This is a genomic window from Scytonema sp. UIC 10036 (genome assembly GCF_009725235.1).
The window spans coordinates 48,717-63,542 of record NZ_WJFC01000039.1; the positions used below are offsets into that span (position 1 = coordinate 48,717).

The window sequence follows — 14,826 nt, forward strand, 5'->3', positions numbered from 1 at the left end:
TTACCAATTGCGCTCTCTGAGTTTTTCCTCACCCTCCTCACGTTCAATAGCTTCTTGAAGTGATTGAATTATCACCTCACGCAACTGAGATAAAAGATGAAAGCGGTGAGCATCATCTACAACAATGACATACTGATGATTGTGCTCTAGTGATGCCAATTCTGGTTCTATCGACTCGGCTTCATTGCGAATGAACCACAACGATCGCCCTGGAGGAATAATTTCTGGTAATGACAATAACAGACGTGTTTTGCCTAGACCTCCAGAGCCATGTAAAATTATGACCCGATAGGTTCCACTTAGAAAATTTTTCAATTCTTGGCAAAGAACTTCCCGTCCAATTAACAGCCCTTGGTGATTTGTTAGAGCAACTTGCTCTACTCTGGCAGCAAATTCATTATGTGTGAGCAAGCTACGTATGCGGCGAGCATCAAGAACTTCCTGAAATACCCGTCGTATCGTTTCGGCACGTGCGCCTTTGTAGATGCGATCGCCAATTTGAATGTTTTGCCCCTGTCCAATATTGACACTATATTTACCCAACTGCATTAGGTATTGGTTCTTGCCTATTGCTAAAATTTGGCGCAGCAGTAGCAAGTCAGCTTCAGTGTGTTTCCCAGCAACAATGCGATCGACAATGGCAAGCGGTTCATCAATTGCGTGCCCAGTTGCCACTTTAAAGCGATTTAATAAACGAAGCAAAGGTTTGAGCATCTGTCAATTTTTGGCTAAATATGCTCAGCATTATAACTGTTGTCAAAAGATAGCAATTTCCGAATGGCTTGATAGCTTGTTTCATCGCTAACCTGACAGTCACAATAGCTCAATAGCTAATGAGTACTTATACTTGTGTGACAGTTAATAACTTTATTGTTTGTAACTACACTTGTACCATAGTTAATATGCTTCTTGGGTTAGTCCAACGGAACCAAAACCAAATGCCGTGAGAACATCCATTAGCTGTTTAGCATTATTCAGTTCCATTTCAACCCAAATGTCTAAATCCTTAGTGTAGCGTGGATGTCCGTGTAAGGCAACGGCATATCCACCAATCACCAAGTAGCGAACCTCATGCTCGTTTAACAATTTTATAAACTCTTTGAAATCCTGGTTCAGCATGGTACTTCCATTGATGAAATTCGCGACGAATAGTTTCTAAAGCAGCAAGCCTAACAGTGTAGGGCTGACTTCGCCAATAAGCCGCGTCCGACGTTGAAGAGTTTAAGTTGGTTTTATTGACAACGATTGCACGTTTTTCAAACATAGTGATTTCCGATGTAGTCATTTAACAGTTGGCAGTCTTATACTCTATATCTTTTACTTTTGAAATGGATGAAATTCAGTCTTCAATAGCTTTCAGACGCCGCCAACTTCCCAGTCATTATCAATAATTATAACAGCACGATGATGTGTTTTTTGATAAATACGGAGAAATTCACGAGCGCGGGTGAAAACTCCGGGAGCGTTACTGCTTTCATCTACTATTAAATCTTCATTAGAGTCAAATTTAAACTGGCCGATTCCTAAACTTAAATGAAACTTTTCTCTCGTCAATGCAATTAAGCAGCATTTAGAGGATGTTTTAAAAGTGGTTGGCTGTGATTTATTACCCCCTTAGTCCCCCTTATAAAGGGGGGAAATAAGAAAAATCTAGTTCCCTCCCCTTTACAAGGGGAGGGTTAGGGTGGGGTAATAAATATTTGATACATCAATCTGACTTTTAAAACATCCTCTTATAACTTCATCGTCTGAAGCTTTAACTTGAGGTAGTAAAGAAGGGGTGGGTTACATCATACGTTCAGCACAACTTGAGTTACCATTCACAAGATTTATCCCAAATTTTCAAACCTTTTAGTACCATCTTCTTCGATATATAGAACACGATTTAACATATCACGTCCAACTTTCAATTCATCATTTATTGCATTTACGGCTTCTTGTACAACAGTAATTTGCTCGTTTCGAGATAAATCTCCCTGGCAAATAAATACAATGCCAGCATGGATTTCGGTAGTACGAGCAAACTTTTCAAAATCACGAACATTTGCTGTTATGATTATACGCTCTTCATTAAAAGCGTATTCTAAAACTTGATAGTCTTTTGCACCAAGCAAACCCCGATCTCTAACAGCAATTGCATCAATAAAATGTTCGGTACACAAATAACGTGCAACAGCTGGTGAAAGATCCTCATCAATTAGGAATTTAATTCTTTTTAGGTCGTCCAACACTTGGGTAAGCTTTCACGTAGATTTGAGCAAATTTTATATCTTCTGCAGTCAAATAAGGATAATCTTCACGAATAACTTCCAATGATTCGCCTCTATCAAGCATGGAACCAATACGACGAACCGTAAGCCGAGAATTCGGAAACACTATTTCTCCGCTCATTATGTTCGGATCGGAAACTAAGTTTTCTTTCCATGCATTAAACTGTTTGATAAAATCTAACATTTCTTTTGCAATGAGATCGACTTCTAGTTTGATAAATCTTGCTACTTCAATGGTTGGTAACTTTTGCTCCAAAGCTTTAACTAAGCTTTGATAAAGAAATGAGCGAGAATCAACAGTAATAAAGTCGATCTCTTTAGTTATACGTAGATACACTAAGGCTGCAAAATTTAGTCTTGGAGGATGCGATTCAGGAATAATTTTATGTTCTACTTCCTTATAAATTTTCTTTGTTGGAAGTTCTAGAAATGCAGCAGCTTCAGTAGGAGTAAAAGTTTCTATATACACAAGTATTACCTCCAAGCCTTAAACTATACAACCACTTAGAATAATCTGCCTACAGTTTTTTACTTTTGAAACTGTTTTTGACAGAGATTTTGATTATACAAATGTATTTTTATAAACTATTCTCTTTCTAGGAAATAGTTTAGCATATTTTCAAAAATTTTGACAACGGTGGTTAGGCGGAAGTTGTCTTGCATACGGAAATTGTGCTGGCTAGTATCAAGGGAATAGTTTTGAAATAAAACCTGGCTAAAGGCGTTATCTTCATCGCCCGTAAAAGATTGATTGTAGTTTATTTATTTGGGAGTCCCTAACACCATTTATAAAAACATGATTGATGAAGGCGATCGCTATCTATTGCCCCAGTAAGTTGGTAATTTTCATCCTTGTTGCTCCTCAATAGGAAACCACTGCTGCATTGTATTACAAAGCTTCTGAAAAGCTGGATCTTGACACCCTTTCACAGAAATTCGATTAGTGATTTGACGATAAATTGCTGAAGAACGGGGAATTTTTGAAATCTTCAAAGTCTCTTCAACGGCTTTTTTAGGATCGTTAGGTTTAGCTGATGAAGATTGCCAGAGACCTTTTTTTTCTAACCATTGCCGTAGGGGAACATCTTGTTTATATTTAAATGCTGTCGCTACAATAGGAGAATTTTGCAATATCCAGGCTTCTAGTTCTGGACTGATAACAATAACCGCAAAATTATTGTCCTTCCATCCACTCTTAAGCATATTACGGCTGATGCGATCTTCAATACCTTTGACATCTGGTGAACCTTCCCAGTCATTATCAAGAACTATAACAGCATGATGATGTGTTCTCTGATAAAGACGGAGAAATTCATGAGCACGGGTGAAAACTCCTGGATCGCTACCACTTTCGTCTACTATTAAATCTTCACTGGGGTCGAATTGAAATTGGCGAATTCCTAAACTTAAATGAAACTTTTCTCTCGTTAAAAAACCTAGAAATGTAGCCTCCATATTTTTGTCAGCTAGTAGGAAGATACAATCTCTCATCCAAGTACTCCCGCAGCAAACAGGGAACCAAGGTCAATGCTCCCCTGCCAGTCTTGAAAACGCGGATGCTTATCCCCTGGTATTGCTGTTGCACCATTTTCCTGACTTTCTTTCATTACAATGACTGATTTTAGATCGGTATGTGCTAAAACTACCGGAGAATAAGTAGACATAAAAATTTGAGAATCATACAAAGAACTTAAAGATTGTAGGACTATCTCTATTAATCTAGGATGGATACCGTGAACTGGCTCTTCTACAAGAATTACACCTGGTATTTGAGGTAAATAAGGTAGAATTGTCAATGCCAAAATATTTAGCGTTCCATAGGAGAGTTCAGAAGATGTAACAATATGTTCTCCAGAATATTTTAATTGTAGATAAGCGTAGTTATTTTCCTCCGATTGCACAGCTTGAATTGTCTGCAAATTAGGAAAACCCATTTTAATATGTTCGACCCAATAATCAAATAAATTTGGTTGCTCTTTTTGCAAATTTAGAACTAACCAAGGTAAATTTGCAGCATCATAACGCAAAGTTTTTTGTTGACTTGGTGGAAAAGCTTTTCTTAACATTGATTTGCTTGGCTCATAGCACATTATCTCTTTTTCTAAAAAATTTTTCAACCAAAGTGTAGCTGGATTAGGAAAATCTTGTGGAAAATTTGCTAAAACTAATTCTTGCGGTTCTAGTTCAAATTCGATGCGATCGCCAATGTTATTTTCTGGTATGACAATCGCTTGATTTCCGAAGTCTCGCTTAACAATCGCTTGCTTATGAAAAAATTCTTTTATTCCTGCTTTTCCATCTACTCCTGACTCAAAATTTTTATAATTAATAATATATAAATATTCATGATTGACATGAATCTCCAGAGCGCTAACTATTTTCAAGTTAATCTCATAACGCACAGACTGAGGATGTAAATTCCTAGTTGTTACGGCACTGAGCGCTTCAGGTTTCAGTAACTGACTAATAACCTCTTGTGGTAAATGAGCTTCTATAGCAAAACCAAAATTATCGCCTTGTTGCTTGTAAAGCAAATGCCGCAATCTTTCCACTCTGCGACCTCCTGGAATAGACGGAGATTCCAAAAATGCAGGTACTAATCCCTTTGATAAAATTTCGCTAAGTAATAGAGGTATGTCAATCAGCGTACTTTTACCTGTTCCATTTAGACCAACTAATACATTATATTGACCTACCTGAATATCAAGTTTGTCAAAGCAACGATATTTATATGCTTCTATTCGAGAAATCATGTGTTATGTACAACTTGAGTTATCGTTGAATTATACTCATTACTGTTTGGAGCGGAAACTAAATTTTCTTTCCAAACGTTAAAACCTAGGACTTACGTATTGACAGGAAACGTCAGATATGTATTAGCTATTTGTAGCGCCTCAACGTTTGATTTGTTAATGAACGCGAACCATCATCACCTAGCGTAGGGGCGCAAGGCATTGCGCCCCTACAAGTCTGAAAGGTTAACATGGGTATTACCCAAAAAGTGGCAACAACATTGCGAGCAATTTAATAAAATGTCAAAATGACACGCACTATTCCTACAAAAGAATCTCTCACCGTAGAATTTAAAAGCGATCGCTCGCGCCTTTCCGACCGAGAACTCATTGAAACAGTTGTATGTCTTGCCAACACTGATGGTGGAGAACTTTACCTTGGTGTTGAAGATGATGGTCGAGTGACTGGTTTGCACCCCCAACATCAAAATCTCTCTACTTTATCTGCTATGATTGCCAACCGCACCAACCCACCAATTAGCGTGCGCGTTACAGCAATTCAGGAAGAAGGGAAAACTATTGCTCTGATAGAAGTACCCAAATCCACTCGCTTGGTAGCAACTTCCGATGGTTTATTACAACGCCGTCGCCTTCAAGCTGATGGTACTCCTCAATGCATACCCTTCTATCCTTACGAATTTTCTAGCCGTCAATCCGATTTAGGTGTTCTCGATTATTCATCATTACCAGTAGCAGGGTCTACTGTAGCTGACTTAGATCCCCTAGAACGGGAACGGTTGCGCCAACTGATAGAACGATATGGAGGCGATCGCAAACTTTTATCGTTGAGCGATGAAGAACTAGATGGTGCTTTGGGGTTTGTGCGTTCTCGTGATGGCGATCGCATTCCCACAATTACAGGATTATTAATCTTGGGTCGAGAAGCAGCAATCCGCGAACATATACCGACTCATGAAGTAGCATTTCAACTATTAGAAGGTACGCAAGTGCGAGTCAACGATTTTTACCGTACCCCTATGTTGAAATTGTTTGAGCGAGTTATTGAGCAATTTGAAGTGCGTGTCGAAGAAGACGAAATGCAGGTAGGTTTATTTCGCGTACCCGTTCCTAATTACGACCGACGAACATTTCGTGAAGCGTTTGTCAATGCTCTTATTCATAGGGATTATACCCGATTGGGAGCCGTTCATGTTCGTTGGGAAGACTATGGTATTGTTATCAGCAACCCTGGGGGATTTGTTGAAGGTGTCACTTTAGATAACTTGTTGGTTGTAGAACCTAGACCAAGAAACCCCTTCTTAGCTGATGCTATCAAACGCATTGGACTTGCTGAACGCACGGGGCGGGGTGTAGATTTAATCTACCAGGGCTTACTGCGCTACGGGCGACCTGCGCCTGACTACCGACGCAGCGATGCCTACTCAGTCATTGTCAGACTTCCTGGTGGAGAAGCTGACTTACCTCTTTTACGGGTTGTTATTGAAGAAGAAAATCGCAGACAAAGCCAACTCCCAGTTGAATCTCTCATCGCCTTGGCTCAATTGCGTCATGAAAGACGTATAGATACCACCATTCTTGCCCAAGCTATTCAAAGAGACGAAGCGATCGCTCGTAGTGTTTTAGAAAGATTAGTAGAAGCGGGTTTAGTAGAAGCGCATGGAGTCAAAAAAGGACGTACCTACACTTTAAGCTCTCAAGTATACCGAGAATTGGGACAGTCAGCCGATTATGTTCGACAAGCGGGCTTTGATTCCATACAGCAAGAGCAAATGGTTCTCAGTTACGTGAAAACTCACGGTAGAATCACTCGACAAGAAGCAATAGAACTGTGTCGTATTAGTCAAGATCGAGCAACGCGCTTGCTGCGGAAGTTAACAGACGCTCAGCAATTAAAATTAGTTGGTCAACGCCGGGGCGCATATTACGTCATTCCATAGCTGAAAAATACGCGCCGCGCTTTTCTAAATACGCGCCGCGCTTTTTTTAGTCTGTTCTGGGTAAGAAAACTCATGTGGTGGCGATCGCGCGCAAGATGACCTTTTCCTCAAACATCTCCTCAGCCTTTAACAATGTCTCATACCAATTTGAACAAAGAATGCGACAGATAGTTGACCCAAATCCAGTCTAGACATGACTTTCCCAATCCAAAATCTAAAATCCAAAATGGTATTACATACGATCCCCCCATCTCCCCTTAACAAGGGGGGCTTAGGGGGGATCGCATTTGTCTCAAAGAGTTAAGGAATTGGTATAAGAACAAGCAAAGCTCTACCTATGGGATCTATCTATCGGACAGTAAAACAAGTTTATCTAACCTTATTTTTCTGACTTTGGCTAGAAGAAATGATTGCAGAAAATGTTTATTCTAGCTATAGAATTGTCCAATTAATCAACACTTGTCTGCTTAATCTATGGCTCATAAGTAGAAAATTTGAAGAAATTAAAGAACCTGCAAAAGGATTTCTTTATTTTTTTAAATTTTTTGCCTAACAAATGTAAAATTTCATTTTTTGAAAAAATATTAATTGAACCATGAATCTAGGTAACAAAAGTCCGTCTAACGTGGATGTAAGTAACAAAAGTCAGGTTAACACAAAAGCTATGTCTAGCACTAAGGATCTCTTTGAAAACATTTGGAATGCCAAGGTAGTCATAGCTACAGCAGTATTAGCCATGTTTGTTCGATTTGGATATGGTACTGATGCAGCTTCACCTCCGGGGATTGCGAGTACTTATGATATAACCACCAACACGGATGATTATATCGGTAAAACCGTGACGATTATCAGCAAGCCTTTTAAAAAAGTGGGTTCAAGCTCTTTTACAGTCAGTGATAGCAGATTTATGAGCGGTGAGCCTTTTGTTGTCGTAAACACTACGGGCGTACCTTTTGATTTACCCAAAAATAAAGATGTAAAAGTTCAAGTTACTGGTCAAGTTCGTAATTTAGACATTCCCCAAATCGAGCGTGACTATAATTTGGATTTGCAGGATGAATACTTTAAAGATTATGTCAATAAACCTGTAATTATTGCTCAAAACATAATACAAGCACCCACACCAGGTCAAATCACGAGCAATGCCAAAAGATTCTATGGTGGAACGCTTGCGGTTAGGGGGGAAGTCGATAACATTCAAAGCCCGGTTTTATTTACTATGGATGAAAATTATTTATTAGGTGCACAGGATTTGCTAGTTTTTCTCAAGCCTGCGCCAAAAGAGGAGATTCGGAAGGGTCAGACTGTGATGGTTATGGGAGAACTGCGTCCGTTTAATGTGAATGAGATTGAGCAAGCGTATAACGTTAGGTGGGATGAAAGAGTGAAAGCCCAGTTAGAGGCTGATTATAGAAATAAGCCTGTATTTATTGCTAGCGCTATCTATCCTTAAAGTCAGTGAGCAGTGACCATTGGTAGAGAACTGGGCGACTAGTGACTTATAAAATTATTGGTTCGTAGTTGCGCTTCAGCGCGCTAAAGCGCAACTACGAACCTTATGTAAGTGTTTAGCCGAACTTGATGTAACTCCTTAAAGATACGCGCAATACGGTTGAGTTAGAGCTAAAAACCTGATTTTGTGTAGGTTGGAGAGCCACAAAAAGTGCTCTGGTTGACACCAGTAGAGTGAAGTGGGGTTTGAGGAACGAAATCCAATATTCTCGCGGCGTTTGTTGGGTTTCGTTCCTCAACCCAACCTACTAGGGTAGACAATGTTGTAATATTTTTTAATAACAATGAATCAAGAAAAAGTCATTATTGTGGAGCAGACTCTTGGTGAGTCACCTCAAGAGTCTGCGTCAAAAACAGAGTTGGTGATTCCCAGTGAAAGTGTCTTTCTAATTCCTCTATTCTTTTTACTCGTTTTTTCAATCGCTTTTTTAAAGCAAACTAATTTCACACAGGCTTTATATCAAAGAATAGTTAGTTCAAAACTTTATTCTCGAATTCCATGTTTTAAATGCCAATTTTTTAAACAAAATCAATACTTGCAATGTGCTGTTCAGCCTTGTTTAGTGATGACAAAATCAGCTAGTGAATGTCCTGATTACGTAGCTATAAGAAGTAAGAAATAGTTTAATTTATAGGAATTTAGCCAGTAAAATCACGGTAAAAGTTGAAAGCAAGTTGCAATCAATGAGGAGGTTTGATGCAAGACCAGTGGTATAAAAACGCGATCGCATACTCTCTGGATGTCGAAACGTTTATGGACTCGGATGGCGATGGTGTGGGTGACTTTCAAGGGCTAACTCATTGCTTGGACCATCTTGCGGGACTGGGTATTACTTGTTTGTGGCTCCTACCTTTTTATCCTTCTCCGAATCGAGATAATGGCTATGACGTGATGGACTACTATAATGTAGACCCTCGATTGGGAACATTGGGCGATTTTGTGGAGTTCATGTACCAAGCACGAGAGCGAGGGATTCGAGTTCTGGTGGATTTGGTGGTGAATCACACCTCCGATCGACATCCCTGGTTCCAAGCAGCACGAGCCGATAAAAACTCTAAGTACCGGGATTATTACGTATGGACAGATAAGCCACCCGAACACCAAGTAGAACCTGTTTTTCCTGATACTGAACACAGCGTTTGGGAGTATGACGAAACTTCCCAAGCCTATTACCTGCACCACTTCTACAAAGAACAACCAGATTTGAACATTGCTAACCCCGCAGTGCAAGCAGAAATTTATAAAATTATGGGTTTCTGGTTGGAACTGGGGGTTTCTGGTTTTCGGATAGATGCTGCTCCTTTCTTGATAACGGGACTTGGTATTGAAGGTGCAGACGAAAAATGCCTGCAAAATTTCCTGTCCAATATGCGAGAATTTGTTTCGTCTCGCAGTCTTGATGCAATTTTGCTTGCAGAAGCAAATGTCACACCAGACCAGTTCTCCGTGTACTTTGGAGAAGGCGATCGCATGCACATGCTATTCAACTTTTTGTTGAATCGCCATATGTTTCTTGCTCTTGCTCGTCAGGAAGCAGCGCCTTTGATTAATGGGTTAAAGTCAATACCCAAAATTCCTCAAATTGGACAATGGCTTAACTTTGTGCGAAATCACGATGAACTTGACCTTTCTGGGCTTTCTTCAGAAGAACTAGAAGAGGTTTTTGCGGCTTTCGCCCCTGAAGAAAATATGCGGAGTTTCGGACGGGGTATTCGTCGCCGACTACCACCTATGCTAAGAGGCAATTGTCATCGTATAGAGATGACTTACAGTTTGATGTTTAGCTTACCCGGTACTCCCATGCTGCGTTACGGTGATGAAATTGGTATGGGTGAGGACTTGTCTCTAGAAGGTCGCGAAAGTGTTCGTACTGTGATGCAGTGGTCGGAAGAACCCAACGGTGGTTTTTCTACTGCCCCTGAAAAAACTCTAGCCAAACCAAGCATTTCAGAAGGCGACTACGGATACAAACACGTTAACGTTGCTACCGAACAACGCGACCCAGCTTCCTTAATGAATTGGATGGAACGACTTATCCGCATTCGCAAGCAATGCCCGGAATTTGGTCGCGGAGAATGGCAAATTCTAGAAACCAATGAACCCTGCGTCTTCGCTCACTGCTGTGAGTGGCAAGGTAGAACTGCGATCGCAATTCACAATCTTGCAGATAAAGAGTGTATTGCCACTATTAAAACAAACAAGTACAAGCACTTGATTGAGTTGTTTTGCGATCGGCAATACGAACCCATTCAAGGCGAGTTGCTTTCCATTCCTTTATCAGCATACGGTTACCGTTGGTTCCGAGTAAATACGATGTGTTAGGCTAATGGCTAATAGTTAATAGAACAATTAGCCATTAGCCATTAGCAATTAGCAATTAGCAATATTATGGTAAAAATTGGCACTCAGGCTTCCCACGAACAATTTAAACCCAGCGAACTGCTTAAGTACGTCCAAATGGCAGAACAAGCTGGCTTTACTCATGTCCTATCTTCAGACCACTTCCATCCCTGGAGCGAACAACAAGGGCAAAGCGGTTTTGCCTGGTCTTGGCTGGGTGCTGCAATGCAAGCGACTCCCACACTTTCCTATCGAGTGGTTTGTGCTCCAGGGCAGAGGTATCACCCAGCGATCGTTGCTCAAGCTGTAGCGACTTTATCAGAAATGTTTCCCAATCGCTTTATATTAACGGTTGGTAGCGGTCAAGCACTCAACGAACAAATTACTGGAGACGTTTGGCCTACCAAGTCTCAACGAAACGCTCGTCTCAAAGAGTGTGTTGATGTTATGCGTGCTCTTTGGGCAGGAGAAACAGTCACTCATCATGGTTTAGTTTGTGTCGAAGAGGCAAAACTATACACCCGTCCTGAAACACCACCCCCAGTGATTGGAGCTGCTATCACCTCTAAAACCGCAGAGTGGTTTGGCAGTTGGGCTGATGGGCTGATTACTATTTCTCACCCAATTCCCAAACTGAAAGAAGTCGTTGAAGCTTTTCGTCGTGGTGGTGGTGAAGGCAAACCCATGATTTTGAAAGTGCAGCTTTCTTACGATCGCGATGAGGAAGCAGCACGGCACAAAGCACACCAGCAATGGCGCAACAATATTTTTGAGAATATTTTGATGACTGAATTGCGAACTCCAAAGCAATTTGATGCTGCCGGATCGTTTGTTCAACCCCATGAGTTAGATTCATTTGTCCGAATTTCTTCAGATCCACAACAGCATGTTGAGTGGCTTCAGGAGTACGTTGAACTCGGATTTGATGAACTTATCCTGCACAATGTCAATCGGGAACAGGAGCAGTTTATTGAAGTTTTTGGGGAAAAAGTATTGCCAATACTGGCTCGTAATTAATTCCTAGTTGAAAAAATAATGAGAGGTCTTCCTCAATCCAAAATCTAAAATCTAAAATCCAAAATGGTTTAGTTTTCAGACCAAATGGGCAATTGATTCACTTTCTGCACGGTTAACTCTACGTAAGACGTTTTCTTTCCTTCCACAGGTGCTGTTCCAAAATACCCTTCTGGTCCATCATGAGCGTGAGGACCGCTACTGACGACGGTATAACGTCCTTGTTGCCGTGCCTGATTAAAGGGAGAAGCAACGGTTATCGGCCACCGTGATGCAAACAAAAAACGAGCTACATCCTCAACCCAATCTCGATCGCCTTGAAGGTGGTACACGTGGTCAACGGTTTCAAAGCCAGTGTTTCCATCAAAGCTACCCCCAACGGAGACAACGATTAACTTGGCATTCAACCAATTCTCTAGATAGGAGACGGCACCAAGAGACACTTGTGCTCCTCCACTCGTACCAATGAGGATAAGTTTCAGGGGTGGCTGCGATCGCGAAATCGGATATGCGGCGTTCATGCGATCGACAACTGCTGTGGCAATTCCCTGGTTGTAAACAGAACCGTAACGTTCGTCTGCGGAAATGGCAAACCGCCAGAGATTGCGAATTTTAATTAAAACATCGGCATTTTTTAGCCAACCGTCTGCTTCATTCACAGCACGCCAGAGAGGACTGAGAAACCTTTGTCCTCCCAAACTCTCGTTTGCAGCTGAATAAGGAAAAACGTTTCGAACTGTCACACAATTAGAATGAAGTTGCTCCAATCGATCTAAAAAGAATTCTTCACCTGGAGTTAACTGGTTTGCTGAAAAATCTCCCACTCCTGGCAAGAAGACAATGTAGCAGTTAATTTTTGCAGACCGAGTATCACCACTTGATGGATTAACATCTGGAGTTAATTTCTTTGTCTGGTCTGGATTTTTTAAACCCAAAATTTCCGCACCTTCTTGCAACCACCAGATCAAAGTTCCTACAGGCGCTAAAGTTCCCCAAGCTAGAAGCAAAACTCCTGCCAAGATAAGTAGCTTTAAGGTGTCACCTTGTACCCTTAGCAATATTTGCTGAATAAATCTAAGCATTTTATGGTTAGTGGTTGGTTGTTAGTAGGGGCGCAACGCCTTGCGCCCTTACAATTGTTAGTGGTTAGTGGTAAAATACTTATATTATCAGCATTTTAATCACCTATTACCGCAAGTGCTGAGGAAATTGTAGGTTGGGTAAACCCGTGGGAAAATCCAACAAATGTCTGTAAATGTTGGGTTTCGTTCCTCAACCCAACCTACGTGTTTTCGGATTTTTCCGCAAAACCCGACAAGTATTGAATATTAACTCTCAACAACTATCCACTAACAACCAACCACTAACCAACCAAAAATGAGAGCTCAAAACAAAAAATCAAATCAGGGGTTTTGGAAAACTCTTAAATATGCTCTCTTGTTAAATTCTAGCCTTTATGAAAATGCTCATAACACTCCAAAAACTCGTCAGTTAGCTTTATCTATTGTGATTTTCTCTGCTCTTTCTCATGCTTTGGGCAGTAGTGTTATCTTGATAATCAACCTTGTACCCTTAGCCCTCGCGCTCGCATTGCTTTTACTTGATTTACTCTCAATAATAGCAGGCTACTATTTTTGGGTTTTCACTATCTGGAAAATTGGACAGTGGTTAAAGCCGATAGATCCAACTTTTGGTGACTTATTGAATCCCATCGGATTTGCTTATGCACCACAAGTCCTCAATTTTTTAACCTTGATACCTTTACTAGGACGACCAATTGAGTTGATATTAGCAGTATGGAGTTTGCTAGCAGTGATTATAGCTGTTCGTCAAGGATTAGATATTAGCACTAATCAAGCAGCTTTAATATGTTTGGTTGGTTGGCCTTTGATTCAAATTGCGATTGGCGTGTTGCAAGTTACAGAGCAACATATTATAAGATTTTTATGATTCTGAAGGTAGCATCTCTATGCGATCGTCGCTTGAAAGTAAAATTTCTTGCCTTTTTGTTAAACTCATGGCAATTCCCTTTTCATAGTACGCAGCTTCATTGATAAATATTGGATAAACAGTTGACTTTCCTACATAAGGAATCTCTTTACCATCAAAAGTAAGAAACATTGGATCGCCAGGATGAAGTGGTTGGTAATCTCTAAACTGAAGCTGAGGATGAATCATTGCTTGAATCTCTCCCCGCTCATTTCTAGGATAATCTACATCACTGATAGTTAAATACACCGTGACTGCACTGGGAGATTGTGGTGCTGTTCCTTGGTTGCTAGCATCTAAATAATTCAAGATACTATATACGAGTTCTTCGGTTTTTTGAAACCATTCTGCAATCAAGATACTTTGTGCAATTGGACCAACCTCAATAACAAAGCCTAATTCGCAAAGAGAACGGAGAAAACTACTTTCTCTATCGGAATTAGGACAGCAAACTTTTACCAATGGATTAATTGAACTTAAGTAAGCCCCTAACTTAAGTAAAAAAGGATGCTGGTTTTGCAAAATAATGCTGAGTCCCATGTTTGTAGTTGTCGAGTGTAAATCCATAATGACATCTACTTGGGAGTTCCCTTTTGGTACTAAAATTTGTTGTATATTTTTTGCGCGAGTGTCTTCGTAACTAGATAAAGTTGTATCCTGTAAGTCTTTCTTGAAAAAACAACGATTTAAGTCTTTGTCAATATACCGCCTATTTTCTTCAAAAGCTCTGGGATTTCCCAGCAATGTGAAGGTTTCAAAGCTATGACACTGAATTAAAGCAGGATCTTTTTCAAATTTTTTAATTAAATAGACTCCTGTAAATTCATTTCCATGGGTTCCGCCTACTATTGCAACCCGTTTAATTTTAGTCATATTATCATCCCTTCCCGTCAAAAGATTACCTAAACACGTAGCACTGCCCATTGTCCGCTATTGTAGGGCATAGCCTAGGGTGTTGACTCTGAGGTGTCACCTCCCATTGACCTGCTGTATCCGCAGAAGTTTTCAAT

General features: G+C 40.4%; 16 protein-coding genes. 6 read left to right on the forward strand and 10 right to left on the reverse strand.

Annotation, left to right across the window (positions count from 1 at the left end; genetic code table 11):
• The 8 genes from F7734_RS19545 to F7734_RS19580 form a co-directional block, all read right to left on the reverse strand.
• Positions 1-714: a hypothetical protein gene (locus F7734_RS19545; RefSeq protein WP_155746236.1), complete on the reverse strand. Its 714-nt coding sequence runs from the start codon at positions 712-714 to the stop codon at positions 1-3.
• A gap of 183 nt (positions 715-897) precedes the next feature.
• Complete coding sequence (locus F7734_RS19550; RefSeq protein ID WP_166482008.1) at positions 898-1,119, reverse strand: hypothetical protein; 222 nt, start codon at positions 1,117-1,119, stop codon at positions 898-900.
• Complete coding sequence (locus F7734_RS19555; protein ID WP_155746238.1) at positions 1,070-1,264, reverse strand: hypothetical protein; 195 nt, start codon at positions 1,262-1,264, stop codon at positions 1,070-1,072. Before F7734_RS19555 ends, F7734_RS19550 begins: the two co-directional genes overlap by 50 nt.
• A 92-nt stretch (positions 1,265-1,356) precedes the next feature.
• Positions 1,357-1,554 (reverse strand): hypothetical protein, encoded by a 198-nt coding sequence (locus F7734_RS19560; protein ID WP_155746239.1) that lies wholly within the window; start codon positions 1,552-1,554, stop codon positions 1,357-1,359.
• Positions 1,555-1,829: 275 nt separating this feature from the next.
• Entirely contained in the window at positions 1,830-2,231 is a 402-nt protein-coding gene (locus tag F7734_RS19565) for a DUF5615 family PIN-like protein (protein ID WP_347566238.1), read from the reverse strand.
• Positions 2,206-2,739: a DUF433 domain-containing protein gene (locus F7734_RS19570; protein WP_166482009.1), complete on the reverse strand. Its 534-nt coding sequence runs from the start codon at positions 2,737-2,739 to the stop codon at positions 2,206-2,208. Before F7734_RS19570 ends, F7734_RS19565 begins: the two co-directional genes overlap by 26 nt.
• Before the next feature lie 377 nt (positions 2,740-3,116).
• Positions 3,117-3,761, reverse strand: a complete 645-nt coding sequence (locus F7734_RS19575; protein WP_155746242.1) for a hypothetical protein — start codon at positions 3,759-3,761, stop codon at positions 3,117-3,119.
• Positions 3,758-5,023: an ATP-binding protein gene (locus F7734_RS19580; protein WP_155746243.1), complete on the reverse strand. Its 1,266-nt coding sequence runs from the start codon at positions 5,021-5,023 to the stop codon at positions 3,758-3,760. Before F7734_RS19580 ends, F7734_RS19575 begins: the two co-directional genes overlap by 4 nt.
• A gap of 287 nt (positions 5,024-5,310) precedes the next feature.
• On the opposite strand from F7734_RS19580, the gene F7734_RS19585 reads away from it, so the two are divergent.
• The 5 genes from F7734_RS19585 (at position 5,311) to F7734_RS19605 (ending at position 11,830) form a co-directional block, all read left to right on the forward strand.
• Positions 5,311-6,960: an RNA-binding domain-containing protein gene (locus F7734_RS19585; RefSeq protein ID WP_155746244.1), complete on the forward strand. Its 1,650-nt coding sequence runs from the start codon at positions 5,311-5,313 to the stop codon at positions 6,958-6,960.
• Positions 6,961-7,555: 595 nt separating this feature from the next.
• Positions 7,556-8,413: a hypothetical protein gene (locus F7734_RS19590; protein ID WP_243146971.1), complete on the forward strand. Its 858-nt coding sequence runs from the start codon at positions 7,556-7,558 to the stop codon at positions 8,411-8,413.
• 343 nt (positions 8,414-8,756) lie between these two features.
• A complete protein-coding gene (locus tag F7734_RS19595) occupies positions 8,757-9,095 on the forward strand; it encodes a hypothetical protein (protein WP_155746245.1) in 339 nt (112 codons plus the stop codon).
• A 74-nt stretch (positions 9,096-9,169) separates the two neighbouring features.
• Positions 9,170-10,795, forward strand: coding sequence for an alpha-amylase family protein (locus F7734_RS19600; RefSeq protein WP_155746246.1), 1,626 nt, complete (start codon positions 9,170-9,172; stop codon positions 10,793-10,795).
• A gap of 66 nt (positions 10,796-10,861) precedes the next feature.
• Positions 10,862-11,830, forward strand: a complete 969-nt coding sequence (locus tag F7734_RS19605; RefSeq protein WP_155746247.1) for a TIGR03885 family FMN-dependent LLM class oxidoreductase — start codon at positions 10,862-10,864, stop codon at positions 11,828-11,830.
• 68 nt (positions 11,831-11,898) lie between these two features.
• Here the strand turns inward: F7734_RS19605 and F7734_RS19610 are convergent, their stop codons facing one another.
• A complete protein-coding gene (locus F7734_RS19610; RefSeq protein WP_155746248.1) occupies positions 11,899-12,909 on the reverse strand; it encodes a hypothetical protein in 1,011 nt (336 codons plus the stop codon).
• Between the two features lie 295 nt (positions 12,910-13,204).
• Here F7734_RS19610 and F7734_RS19615 point away from each other — a divergent pair, with 295 nt between their 5' ends.
• Positions 13,205-13,777 (forward strand): hypothetical protein, encoded by a 573-nt coding sequence (locus F7734_RS19615; protein ID WP_155746249.1) that lies wholly within the window; start codon positions 13,205-13,207, stop codon positions 13,775-13,777.
• Here F7734_RS19615 and F7734_RS19620 read toward each other — a convergent pair.
• Complete coding sequence (locus tag F7734_RS19620) at positions 13,772-14,689, reverse strand: aspartoacylase (protein ID WP_155746250.1); 918 nt, start codon at positions 14,687-14,689, stop codon at positions 13,772-13,774. The genes F7734_RS19615 and F7734_RS19620 overlap by 6 nt on opposite strands.
• Positions 14,690-14,826 lie beyond the last annotated feature (137 nt).

Coding starts and splice junctions, on each gene's coding strand:
- F7734_RS19545 (WP_155746236.1), bottom strand. CDS start 714: ATGCTCAAACCTTTGCTTCGTTTATTAAATCGCTTTAAAGTGGCAACT.
- F7734_RS19550 (WP_166482008.1), bottom strand. CDS start 1,119: ATGCTGAACCAGGATTTCAAAGAGTTTATAAAATTGTTAAACGAGCAT.
- F7734_RS19555 (WP_155746238.1), bottom strand. CDS start 1,264: ATGTTTGAAAAACGTGCAATCGTTGTCAATAAAACCAACTTAAACTCT.
- F7734_RS19575 (WP_155746242.1), bottom strand. CDS start 3,761: ATGAGAGATTGTATCTTCCTACTAGCTGACAAAAATATGGAGGCTACA.
- F7734_RS19580 (WP_155746243.1), bottom strand. CDS start 5,023: ATGATTTCTCGAATAGAAGCATATAAATATCGTTGCTTTGACAAACTT.
- F7734_RS19585 (WP_155746244.1), top strand. CDS start 5,311: ATGACACGCACTATTCCTACAAAAGAATCTCTCACCGTAGAATTTAAA.
- F7734_RS19590 (WP_243146971.1), top strand. CDS start 7,556: ATGAATCTAGGTAACAAAAGTCCGTCTAACGTGGATGTAAGTAACAAA.
- F7734_RS19595 (WP_155746245.1), top strand. CDS start 8,757: ATGAATCAAGAAAAAGTCATTATTGTGGAGCAGACTCTTGGTGAGTCA.
- F7734_RS19600 (WP_155746246.1), top strand. CDS start 9,170: ATGCAAGACCAGTGGTATAAAAACGCGATCGCATACTCTCTGGATGTC.
- F7734_RS19605 (WP_155746247.1), top strand. CDS start 10,862: ATGGTAAAAATTGGCACTCAGGCTTCCCACGAACAATTTAAACCCAGC.
- F7734_RS19610 (WP_155746248.1), bottom strand. CDS start 12,909: ATGCTTAGATTTATTCAGCAAATATTGCTAAGGGTACAAGGTGACACC.
- F7734_RS19615 (WP_155746249.1), top strand. CDS start 13,205: ATGAGAGCTCAAAACAAAAAATCAAATCAGGGGTTTTGGAAAACTCTT.
- F7734_RS19620 (WP_155746250.1), bottom strand. CDS start 14,689: ATGACTAAAATTAAACGGGTTGCAATAGTAGGCGGAACCCATGGAAAT.